The sequence below is a fragment of the Marilutibacter maris genome, assembly GCF_006546735.2.
GTDB classification, from domain to species: Bacteria; Pseudomonadota; Gammaproteobacteria; order Xanthomonadales; family Xanthomonadaceae; genus Marilutibacter; species Marilutibacter maris.
In genome coordinates, this window is the sequence record NZ_VICD02000311.1 from 1 (window position 1) to 10985 (window position 10985).

Annotated in this window: 9 protein-coding genes; 2 read left to right on the top strand and 7 right to left on the bottom strand. The window is 71.1% G+C overall.

The window, feature by feature from the left end:
- The 7 genes from FKV24_RS17420 to FKV24_RS17450 all read right to left on the bottom strand — a co-directional run.
- A partial coding sequence (locus FKV24_RS17420; RefSeq protein WP_141483285.1) for a serine hydrolase domain-containing protein occupies positions 1-1600 on the bottom strand: 1600 nt, incomplete at its 3' end.
- A gap of 61 nt (positions 1601-1661) precedes the next feature.
- On the bottom strand, positions 1662-2807 hold the full coding sequence (locus FKV24_RS17425) for a hypothetical protein (RefSeq protein ID WP_141483286.1): 1146 nt from the start codon (positions 2805-2807) through the stop codon (positions 1662-1664).
- Positions 2807-3883 carry an N-acetyltransferase DgcN family protein gene (locus tag FKV24_RS17430; protein WP_141483287.1) on the bottom strand — a complete coding sequence of 359 codons (1077 nt, stop codon included), beginning with the start codon at positions 3881-3883 and terminating at the stop codon, positions 2807-2809. The genes FKV24_RS17425 and FKV24_RS17430 overlap by 1 nt, the downstream gene beginning before the upstream one ends.
- Before the next feature lie 21 nt (positions 3884-3904).
- Positions 3905-5059, bottom strand: a complete 1155-nt coding sequence (locus FKV24_RS17435; protein WP_141483288.1) for a dipeptidase — start codon at positions 5057-5059, stop codon at positions 3905-3907.
- Complete coding sequence (locus tag FKV24_RS17440) at positions 5050-6084, bottom strand: dipeptide epimerase (RefSeq protein WP_249041080.1); 1035 nt, start codon at positions 6082-6084, stop codon at positions 5050-5052. The genes FKV24_RS17435 and FKV24_RS17440 overlap by 10 nt, the downstream gene beginning before the upstream one ends.
- On the bottom strand, positions 6081-8351 hold the full coding sequence (locus FKV24_RS17445) for a TonB-dependent receptor (protein ID WP_141483289.1): 2271 nt from the start codon (positions 8349-8351) through the stop codon (positions 6081-6083). The genes FKV24_RS17440 and FKV24_RS17445 overlap by 4 nt, the downstream gene beginning before the upstream one ends.
- Before the next feature lie 139 nt (positions 8352-8490).
- Positions 8491-9027, bottom strand: a complete 537-nt coding sequence (locus FKV24_RS17450; RefSeq protein WP_141483290.1) for a GbsR/MarR family transcriptional regulator — start codon at positions 9025-9027, stop codon at positions 8491-8493.
- Between the two features lie 107 nt (positions 9028-9134).
- Between FKV24_RS17450 and FKV24_RS17455 the strand changes: the two genes are divergently transcribed.
- Positions 9135-10124, top strand: a complete 990-nt coding sequence (locus FKV24_RS17455; RefSeq protein ID WP_141483291.1) for an NAD(P)H-binding protein — start codon at positions 9135-9137, stop codon at positions 10122-10124.
- Positions 10121-10985, top strand: an 865-nt coding sequence (locus tag FKV24_RS17460; RefSeq protein ID WP_141483292.1) for an NAD(P)/FAD-dependent oxidoreductase, incomplete at its 3' end; no start/stop codon positions are given. The genes FKV24_RS17455 and FKV24_RS17460, both read left to right, overlap by 4 nt.

The window sequence follows — 10985 nt, forward strand, 5'->3', positions numbered from 1 at the left end:
CGGCCAGCGCCAGCAGCGCGTACAGCCGGCCGGGCACCTCGAACGCGCCGGCACGATCGAACACGTCGTGCCCGCCCGGCGAGACGAAGCCGCTCACCCGGCCCGCGCCGTCGCGCAGGAACACCAGTCGCCCCGGCCCTTCCACGGAAGCGAAGACATCGTCGGATAACCGCGCCCAGCGCGAAGTCTCGCCGCCCGCGCTGAGGGTCAGATGGCCGCCGGCGGTCGCGCCCACCTCGACCACCGTCGACAACAGCAGTTTCTCCGAGCGGGTGTAGTTGCGGCGCTCGCCCAGGTAGGCGCCCAGGTACGGCGCCAGCGCCTCGCCCTCGTCCGCGGCCGGCATCTGCGGCGGATCGGAACGGACGGCGGGGAAGTAGCGCTCCAGCAACAGCCCGGGCAGCTCCGCCGCCAGGCGCACGCCGGTATCGGTATTGGTGGAGACGAACACGCCGAACCCCAGCTCGGGCACGACCACCATGTTGCTGTGGAAGTACAGGGTCGCGCCGCCGTGTTCGAGGCTGTGCACGTCGCCGTAGCGCTTGCGGAAGAAGCCGTAGGCGAAACCGGTGGTCTGCGGCGCGGTGCGGAACAACGGCTCGCCCTGCAGGCGCGCGAACGCGGACGCCGGCAGGATGCGTTTTCCATCCAGCTCGCCGCGCCCCAGCAGCATGCGCATGTAGCGCGCCATGTCGACCGAGGTGCTGGATGCCGAACCGGCCGGCGCCAGTTGGGCGATGTACTCGAAACCCTGCTTCTCGAACCCGCCCTGCGTCCGCTTGAAGCCCTCCGACCACATGTCGCGGAGCCACGCGCTCGCGGTGCGCTCGTCATCCTCGCCCAACGGCTCGCGGAAGGTGGTCACGTCCATTCCCATCGGCTCGAACAGCTCGCGCTCCATCAGAGCCTCGAACGGCACCCCGGACACGTTTGCCAGTACCGCACCGAGCAGGGCCAGACTGTAGTTGGAATACACCGCATGCCGGCCCGGCTCGCGCACCCGCCGCGGCCGGTGCCGCAGCACGTAGTCGTGCAGGCTGAGCGCCTCCTGCGGCGAACGCGCGAACAGGTGGCCGAGCGCCGAATCCTCGTAGCCGGCGGTGTGGGTCAGCAGGTGGCGGATCCGCACCGGCGGGTAGCCATCGTCGGCGAGCGCGAGGTCCTCGGGCAGGTAGTCGTTGACCGGCGCGTCGAGGTCGAGCCGGCCCGCATCGATCAGCTTCAGGGCCTCCAGGTAGGTGAAGGTCTTCGATATCGAGCCGATCCGGAACAGGGTGGCGTCGGCCCTGACCCGTCCCGGCACCGCCTTCTGCGTGGCGATGCCGTAGCCACGCAGCAGCAGCGGCCCCTGCGCGTCGACCACCGCGACGGTGACGCCGGCGATGCCGAGCCGCTTCATGTAGGCCTCGACCACACCGTCGACATAGGCCTCCAGTTCGGCCGCATCGAGCCGTTGCGACGGTTCCGGCGCCGCCGGGCTCTCGCCGGTCCCGGTCGTCGTGGGCATCTCCATCCGCGCCGGCGCCTCTTGTCCCGACGCGACCCCGGCACAGCACATCAGTCCGGCCAGCAGCAGTGGTCTCAGCTTGAACATGGTCATCCTCTCGCTTTCATGCGCGTTTCTTGAACGTGAATGGCATCGCCGGCAGCGGCCACGGCACTCATGCGCCGTACCGGATGGCTCGCGCACCGGCGCGCCGTCGGCGCAGCCGCCATGGCCCCAGGATCAGCAGCGGCAACACGTACACCGCCAGCAGGGCCCAGGACAGCCCGCGATAGCCGCTGGCGATCAGCGCAACCAGTCCGAAGCGGCCGGCCAGGAAGATCGACGCCAGCAGGAGCGCGGCGGCCACCGCCATGCGGACGCCGACCGGGAAACGTTCGCCGCGGTGCGCGCGCCAACTGGCCGCCACCCGCTCGTTGAGCGCGTGGACCACGCCGATGCCGGTCTCCAGCAGGGCGACGAACACCATCGCCTGGAACAGTTGCCGGAACAGCGGCCGGTCCAGGCGCTGCAGCAGGTAATCCGATGGCAGCGCGACATCGGCGACGGCCGGGGTCCAGGCGACCATGCAGATGAAGAACAGCAGCGCCGGCAGCATCGCCAGCGGTCCGGCGATCGCGCCGGCGATCAGCGCGTCGCGGCGTCCGCGCAGATGGCGGACCATCGGCAGGACCACCACCGCCGCGACCAGGTTGTAGCCGGCGTAGCCCAGGCCGCCCGGCAATCCGGCCGCGACCTCGCCGAGCGTCGCCGGCGAGGCCGAGAAGCGCGCCACGATGCGGTCGCCGAAGCTCGACAAGGACAGCAGCAGGAACAGCAGATAGGTGCCATACAACAGTGGCGCGGCCCACTTGAACAGACGCTCCACGCCGGCGTTGCCGGTCGCGGCCACCGTCGCCACCAGGAGCACGAAGCCGCCGCTTCCGACCAGGCCTGGCCAGCCGAACACGGCGCGCCCCAGCTCGCCGGCGGCCGCGCCCATCACCGCCAGGATCAGCACCAGCAACAGCAGGTAGACGAGCTCGAACATCCACCATCCGCGGCCCAGCAGCGCGGTGAAGAAACCGCGGTAGTCGTAGGCATGCGTCGCGCGGGCAAAGGCGAAGGTGGCCGCGCAGACCAGGCTCCACACCAGCATCGCCAACAGCATCGCGACGATGCCGGCCCAGGGGCCGCCGGCGAGAAAGAATTCCGCCAGCTCGCGCCCGGTCGCGTAGCCGCCGCCGATCACCACCGCCTTGAATGCCAGCCCCGGCAGCAGGAAGCGCTGGAACCACGAAGCCCCGGTGGCGCGCGAGGACATCAGCCGGCCCTGCCCGCCGCGCCGGCATCCAGGCAGGCGTCGACGAGCCGTTCGAAGCAGGCGCCGCCGCGGACCGGGTCGGCCACCGGCAGGCCCAGTCGCCGGCCTTCACGCTCGATCAGGGCATCCGCCGACGCGGGATCCATCGCCGAGGTGTTCAGGCAGACGCCGGCGCAGCGGATCGCCGGGCGGGTCCGCCGCCCCAGTTGCAGATTCAGGCCGATCGCGTCCTCCAGCGACGGCATCGGATAGTCCGGATAGCCCAGCATGTGGCTGCGCCCCGGGTCGTGGCAGACCACGACGACGTCCGGCTGGCTGCCGTGCAGCAGGGCCAGCGACACCCCGGCATAGGCGGGATGGAACAACGAGCCCTGCCCTTCGATCACGTCCCAATGGTCTTCGGCCGCGTCCGGACTGAGCCGTTCGGCGGCGCCGGCGGCGAAGTCCGCGACCACCGCATCCATTGCAATGCCGCGCCCCGCGATCAGGATCCCGGTCTGGCCGGTGGCGCGGAAATCCACGTCCACGCCGCGCAGGCGCAACGCTTCGGTCAGTGCCAGCGCGGTGTATTTCTTGCCCAGCGCGCAATCGGTGCCGACCGTCAGCAGGCGCATGCCGCTGCGCCGACGTCCGTTTGCCGGTGCGATCGCCGGTGGCGGTTCGCGCACGTCGACCAGGCGTCGGCCATGCCGTTCGGCGGCCTCGCGCAGGGCCGGAATCGATCCCAGCCGGGTGTGCAGGCCGGAGACCAGGTCCAGGCCGTTGGCCAGCGCATCCAGCAGCATCGGCATCCACGCCGGTGGAATCACGCCGCCGACATTCGCCACCCCGATCAGCAGCGCGCGCGCGCCGGCCATGCGGGCCTCCCGCGGGCTCAGCTCGGGCAGTCCCAGGCTGACCCGGCCGCCCTCCAACCGGCATTCGCCCACGCAGTGCGCGCTCGCCCAGTCGCGCACGCCGAACGCGGTCTTGGCATAGGCCGGATCGCCGACGTCGCCGAGGAACAGCAGATAGGGACGGGGCAGGCGCAGCAGATCGCTGCGGGTGGTTTCGGTGCCGGAGTGGCGCCTGTCCATCGCGGATTCGGGGCCCATGGTTCAGCGCCAGACCTGGCCGAGCAGGCGGCGGAAATTGCCGCCCAGCACGAGCGCGATATCGGCGTCGCCGTAGCCGCGCCGGATCAGTGCCTCGACCAGGTCGTAGATCTTCAACGGATGGTCGAAGCCGGCGATGTCGATGCGGTCGCGGAACCCGTAGCTGGCCTTGTAGGCCGCCTTCAGCTGCGCCAGTTGCTCGGCCGGCATCGCATCGTAGCCGTACAGGTCGGCGTCCGAGCCGATGCCCACGTGCTCGATCCCGACCAGCCTGGCGACGTGGTCGATGTGGTCGACGATGTGCTCGATGGTGGTCGGTTCGGCGCCGGTCACGAACATCCGCACCCCGGTGATCCCCATCACCCCGCCCTTCGCCGCCAGTCGGCGGATCGCCTCGTCGCTCTTCAGGCGCGGATGATCGAGCAGGGCCTGGCAGTTGGAATGGGTGATCGCGATCGGTCCGCGCGCGATCTCGATCGCGTCCAGGGTGGTGCGCGGGCCGCAATGCGACACGTCCACCAGCATGCCGGTGCTCTCCATCCCGGTGATGATCTCCGCGCCGAAGTCGCTGACTCCGCCGTCGATCCGGTCGGTGCTGCCGGAGGCGATCAGGTTCTGGCTGTTGTAGGTCAGCTGCGCGCAACGCTGGCCCATGCCGTGGAACAGTTTCACGTCGTCGACGCCGCGGAAGTGGTCGGCGTTCTGCACGCCGAAGATCACCGCCACCTTGCCGTCGGCCTTGGCCCGCTCCAGGTCGGCGACGCCGCGCACCAGCACGAACAGATCGGCGTGGTGCGCGATCAGGCCGTACCAGCCGGCCATGTGCGCCAACACCTGGCTGTGCGCGTCCGGCCCCTCGATGCCCCAGCTGTGGTGCATCGCGGTGATGCCGCTGCGGCGGAAGTCGGCGATCTCCCCGGCGCTCAGCGGCTCGGCGTAGGCATCCTCGCGCAGGTCGATGCGCAGCGGCGCCAGCATGTCGATGACCAGGGCGCGCTCGACGATCGCGCGGGCACGCCTGGAGTAGCCCGACAACGCCGTCGCGGATGCCTTGCCCGCGGTCGGCGTCGCGGTCGCCGGCAGTGCCATCAGCGCGGCCGAAGCGCCGGCCGCCTGTAGCAGCCGCCGACGGCCGATATCCAATGTGTTCACGCGCATGGCATGCCTCCCCAGACCCGATGCGGACAATCGATCTCGCCGTCGGCGTAGCGGACGCCCGGTACGCGGTCGCGGGCGATGAAGGTCGGGCCGTCCAGATCGACCAGGTCGCAGCGCTGCCCGAGCACGAATGCCGGCGCCGCCGCCAGGCTGCTGCCGAGCATGTTGCCGACCATCACCTTCAAGCCCAGCTGACGCGCGCGGCGCTCCATCGCCAATGCCTCGGTCAGCCCCCCGCACTTGTCGAGCTTGATGTTGACCACGTCGAAGTGCCGCGCCCGCGCCTCCAGTTCGGCCAGGTCCTGGATGCTCTCGTCGGCGGCGATGTCGATCGCGACGTCGATGCCGTCCAGATCGGCTTCGCGACCGCGCGCGAACGGCTGCTCGAGCAGGCTCGCGCCGGCATCGGACAGCGCCCGGAGCAATGGTTCGATCGTGGCCGGGGCATAGCCCTGGTTGGCGTCGACGCCGAACCATACCTCCGGCCGCGCCGCGCGCAACGCACGGATGCGCTCGATGTCCGCGTCGGCCTCCCCGTCGAGCTTGAGCTTGAGCGCGCGCGCGTCGGCCCAGTCGCGCGCCCGCCACGCCACCGTGGCCGGATCGTCGGCGCCGATGGTGAAGGTGGTCATCAGGGGCCGCAGCGGGGCGACACCCGCCAGCGCCGCCACCGTGGTGCCGGCACGCAGCGCCTGCAGTTCCCACAGCGCGCAGTCGACCGCATTGCGGGCACCGCCCGCCGGCAACAGGGCCTGCAGCGCATCGCGGTCGAGGCCCGACTCCAGCGCCTCGCGGTGATGTTCCAGCGTGCGCCACATGGCCTGCGGGGTGTCGTCGAGGTAGTACACGCCGGCGGCCTCGCCGCGACCGCGATGGCCGCCGGCGTCGAGCACGACATCCAGCGCCGGCATCGCCGTGAACGCGTGGCCGCTGATGCGGAACGGCGTCTTCAACGGCAGCGGCTCGATCGCCATGTGCAGCGACAGGCGCGCGGTGCCGGCGCGCGGCATCGCGGCCGCGCTCAATGGAAGTAGCCGGTGAAGGTGATACCGACGGTACGCGGCTGCAGCACCGAGCCGCCGTACAGGGTGCGGCCGTCCTCCAGCGCGCCGTTGACGCCCAGGGTGACCAGGTCGTCGGCGTTGGCCGCGTTCTTCACCCACAGGCTCAGGTTCCAGCGACTGCTGTCGAGGCCGGCGCGCAGATCCATCTGGTTGTAGCCGGACAGGGTCTGGCCGGCGCCATTGCCGGTGAAGTCGGTCGCCCGCTCGCCGACATGACGGAAACTCGCACCGACGAACCAGCCCAGCGTACCGGTCAGCTCGCCTTCGTAATCGGCGTTCAGGGCGGCGCCAACCCGGGGCACGTAGGGCAGACGATCGCCCTTGGCGAAGCGCGCGACCGGCTGCCCGTCGGGCCCCAGCACCTCGTCGGTGAGGTGGGCGTCGGTGTAGGACGCGGTCAGGCCCAGATTCAGGCCGTCGAACGGACGCAGGTTCAACGCCGCCTCCAGGCCCTGGCTGCGCGAGCGGCCGCCGTTGCCCTGGAAGCCGAAGCCATCGAAGGACACGCTCAGTTGCACGTCCGACCAGTCCACGTAGTAGGCGGCCAGTTCCAGGCCGACGCGGCGGTCCAGCCATTCGCCCTTCATGCCCAGCTCGTAGCTGGTCAGCTTGTCCGGCTCGAACGCCGGCGGGATCACCCCGGCCAGCTCCGGCGGCGGCACGAAGTTGGGGCCGCCGGGCCGGTAGCCGGTGGCGAAGCGGCCGTAGAACATCAACCCGTCGCGCACCCGCCAGCGCGGATTGACCAGATAGGTCCAGGTCGCATCTTCGGACCCCTTGCCCGACACCCCCGACAGCAGCGCGCCGCGGGTGTCCTGGGTGAACTCCTGTTCGTTGCGGCTGTAGCGTGCGCCCACGGCCACGTCGAAGCGCGGCGAGATCCGCCAGGTCAGCGTGCCGTAGGCGGCGATCTCGTCGTAGCTCGCCGGCAGGGTCGCGACGAACAGCTCGTCGCCGATCAGTCCGACGAGGTCGGCCGGCGTCCGCTCGGCCGCATCGTAGGCCGCGAGCTTCTGACGGTTGCCGGTTTCCTCGTTGCTGTAATACAGACCGGCCTGCCAGCCGAGCGTGCGTTCGTCGGTGGTCCAGGCACGCACCTCCTGGGTGAACTTCTTCTGCTCCATGCCGAACTCCTCGGCATAGGCGAAGCCCTCGAACGGCGTTCCCAGCGCGCCGCCGAGCAGGCCACGCCACTGCACGGTGGCGTCGCTGCGGAAGCGGTTGTGCTGGGTGCCGTAGCTGCTGGAGGAAAGCAGGCTGACGCGATCGAAGTCGTACTGCACGCTGAGGTTGTGCTGGCGCATCCGCACGTCGAAGTTCTCGTCCAGCCAGCGCCGCTGGGTCAGGCCGCCATAGGCCGGGCGCAGGTCCGGACGCACGCCCGGCTGGCCGGCACCGGGCGCGGCGTCGACCAGCTCGACCACCGGCGCGCCCAGGCTGTCCAGGTCCTGCGCCATGCTGGTCAGGCGCACCCGCAGCGCGTCCGCCGGTTGCCACAACAGCGAGGCACGGCCGCCGGCGACATCGCTGCCATTGATGTCCTTGCGGCCGAGACCGACATCGTCGATGTAGCCTGGGTCGCGGCGCTTGAACACGTTGGCGCGCAGCGCCGCGGTCTCGCCGATCGGCACGTTGACCAGGCCGCGCAGGCTCCAGCCGTCGCCACCGCCGGACACCGTGCCGTACTGGCCCTGGGCCTGCGATTCGAACGTGCCCAGCGCCGGCGGCGTGGTCACGAACTTGAGCAGGCCGCCGAGGCTGTTGGCGCCGTACAGGGTGCCCTGCGGGCCGCGCAGCACCTCGATCCGGGCCATGTCGTAGGGGTCGAAGTCGGCGGTGAGATTGCCGGCGCGGGCGAAGATGCTGCTGCTGCCGAACGGACTGTCGTCGACGTACAGACTGACCGTGCTGTTGCCCTGCAGGCCCACGCCGACCCCGCGCAGGGTCAGCTGGGCGTTGCCCGGACGCGGGCTGATCGAGGACATCCCCGGTACCTGGGTCAGATAGTCGTCGAAGCGCTCGATGCGCAGGCGGTCCAGGGTCCGCGCGTCCAGCGCGGTGACCGCCATCGGCGTTTCCACCAGCGGCTGCTCGACCCGGTTGGCGGTCACCACCACCCCGTCCAGGTCGGTGGCCGCCGCCTCTGCGGTGGACGACTCCTGCGCCTGCGCGGCCATCAGCGGGAGCGCCGCGGCGATCGCGACGACCAGGACACGGTGCAAGGACATAATACCCCCAAACGGAGAATTGTTGTCCTGATATGAAAATTATTCTCTGATCATGTCAAGCCAGTGACCGCGATCGGCCACTCTGGGTAGCCGCTTCCGGCCGCCCCGACGCGGTCCGCCGGGAACCGCCGCGCCCGGCTCAGCCCTCGCGCAGCAGCTTCTGGATCCGGCTGCCGAGCTTCATCACCTTCATCAGCGTCGCCGGTTCCAGCCGCAGCATCTCCTCGCCCCAGGCCGACAGCGCGGACATCAGCGCCAGGGTCTCGGCGATCCTGGCGCGCACTTCCGGCGGCTCCGCGGCCAGCTCCGGGTCGGCCATGCAGTCGCCGAGCATCGCCACGGTCGGGTCGAACTCGCGCGCCTTGCGCTCGCGCACGACGGTGCGGAACAGCTCCCAGACGTCCCTGGAGGTCTCGAAGTGGTCGCGGCGGTCGCCGAGCTGGTGCACGGTGCGCACCAGGTTGTAGTTGGTCAGCTCGCGCAGGCTGGTGCTGACGTTGGAGCGGGCGACCGACAGGGTCGCGGTGATCTCCTCGGCATGCATCGGCCGACCGGACAGGAACAGCAGCGCGTGGATCTGCGCCACGGTGCGGTTGACCCCCCAGCGCGAGCCCATTTCGCCCCAATGGAGGACGAAGCGGCGGGCGATCGGGGACAGTTCGACGGCTTCGGACATCGCGGGCTCCGGCAAGGGCCCGGCGGGCGGTTCACGGGCTTGGCGGCAGATTAGATTCGTCATATATTTCTGTCAAGACAGAAATAACTGAAACAAGGAGCAGGGATATGCCCCTCCACGCAACGCCAGCCCCGGTCGACGGGGAGACGGTCGGCTCACAAACAGCCGGCCCGCGCCGGGTACTGGTCCTGGGCGGCGCCGGCTTCATCGGCCGCCATGTCGCCGCCGCCCTGCGCGAGCGCGGGGTGCCGGTCAGCATCGGCAGCCGCCACCCCGGCCGGCGCCGGCGCCGCGCCGATGTCACCGACGCCCACTATCTGCGCGTCCGCATGGAACGGATGACCGCCGCCGCCGACTGGTCCGCCCTGCTGGCCGGGGTCGACGCGGTGATCAACTGCGTCGGCATCCTGCGCCCGCGCGGACGCGAGACCTACGACCGCGTCCATCACCGTGCCCCTGCCGCGCTCGCCGCCGCCTGCGCGGCGCGCGGGCGGCGTCTGGTCCACGTGTCCGCGCTCGGCCTCGACGGCCCGGTACGCAGCCGCTTCCTGCTGTCCAAGCGCGACGGCGAAGCGGCCCTGCGCGCCAGCGGCGCCGACTGGCACATCGTGCGCCCGTCCCTGCTCGACGGCGACGGCGGCTACGGTGCGCGCTGGATCCGCCGGGTCGCACGCTGGCCGCTGCAGCTGCTGCCCGCCGACGCCTGCGGGCGGATCGCGGTGCTCGACGTCGCCGACCTCGGCGAAGCGATCGCCAACCTGGTGCTCGCACCGGCCGATCCCGGCATGCCGCGCGAACACGACCTCGGCGGCCTGCGACCGTGCACCCTGGCCGAGCACGTCGCGGCGATGCGCCGCCTGCACACCGACGCACCCGCCGCGAGCCTGCGCGTGCCGGGCTGGCTGGCGCGGCTGGCCAGCCATGCCTGCGACCTGCTTCACCTGACGCCGTTCTCCTATGGTCACTGGGAACTGCTGCGGCAGGATAATTGTCCGCGTCGCAACCGCCTGCCGGCGCTGCTCGGGCGGCCGCCGCACAGCGTCGGCCTGCACCTGCCGCCCCCGGCACCGCTGCCCGTCACAGGAGCCCATGCATGAGCGCCAACGCCCTTCCCCATGTCGTGATCGTCGGCGGCGGCTTCGCCGGCCTGTGGGCGACCCGCGCGCTGGCCCGCGATCGCGTGCGCATCACCCTGATCGACCGCCGCAACCATCACCTGTTCCAGCCGCTGCTGTACCAGGTGGCGACCGCCGGCCTGTCGGCGCCCGACATCGCCGCGCCGCTGCGCCACATCCTGCGCCGCCAGCGCAATGTCGAGGTGCGCCTGGGCGAGGTGACCGCGATCGATGCCGATGCGCGAACGGTCGCCCTCGCCGGCGACGACGGTGCCGACGACAGTCGCATCGGCTACGACTACCTGCTGCTGGCCAGTGGCGCGACCCACGCCTATTTCGGCAACGACGCCTGGGCCGAGCATGCGCCGGGGCTGAAGTCGCTCGACGACGCGCTCGGCATCCGCCGCCGGGTGCTGATGGCGTTCGAGCGCGCCGAGGCCGCCGACGACCCCGCCGAACGCGCCGCCTGGCTCGACTTCGCCGTGGTCGGCGGCGGCCCGACCGGGGTCGAACTGGCCGGCACCCTGGCCGAGATCGCCCGCCACACGCTCAAGGACGAGTTCCGCCACATCGACCCGGCGCGGGCACGGGTGCGCCTGATCGAGGCCGGTCCGCGGGTGCTGGCCTCGTTCCCGCCGGAGCTGTCGGACAACGCCCGGCTCAAGCTGGAAAGGCTCGGCGTCGAGGTGGTCACCGGGCACGCGGTGGAGACCATCGACGGCGACGGTTACGTGCTGGCCGGCGAACGGGTGCCGGCACGCACCGTGCTGTGGGCGGCCGGTGTCGCCGCCTCGCCGCTGGGCGCCCTGCTCGACGTGCCGCGCGACCGCGCCGGCCGGGTCC

Excerpts from the sequence above, each read along its gene's own strand:
- FKV24_RS17425 (WP_141483286.1), bottom strand. The coding sequence starts at position 2,807 with ATGTCCTCGCGCGCCACCGGGGCTTCGTGGTTCCAGCGCTTCCTGCTG.
- FKV24_RS17435 (WP_141483288.1), bottom strand. The coding sequence starts at position 5,059 with ATGCGCGTGAACACATTGGATATCGGCCGTCGGCGGCTGCTACAGGCG.
- FKV24_RS17430 (WP_141483287.1), bottom strand. The coding sequence starts at position 3,883 with ATGGACAGGCGCCACTCCGGCACCGAAACCACCCGCAGCGATCTGCTG.
- FKV24_RS17450 (WP_141483290.1), bottom strand. The coding sequence starts at position 9,027 with ATGTCCGAAGCCGTCGAACTGTCCCCGATCGCCCGCCGCTTCGTCCTC.
- FKV24_RS17445 (WP_141483289.1), bottom strand. The coding sequence starts at position 8,351 with ATGTCCTTGCACCGTGTCCTGGTCGTCGCGATCGCCGCGGCGCTCCCG.
- FKV24_RS17455 (WP_141483291.1), top strand. The coding sequence starts at position 9,135 with ATGCCCCTCCACGCAACGCCAGCCCCGGTCGACGGGGAGACGGTCGGC.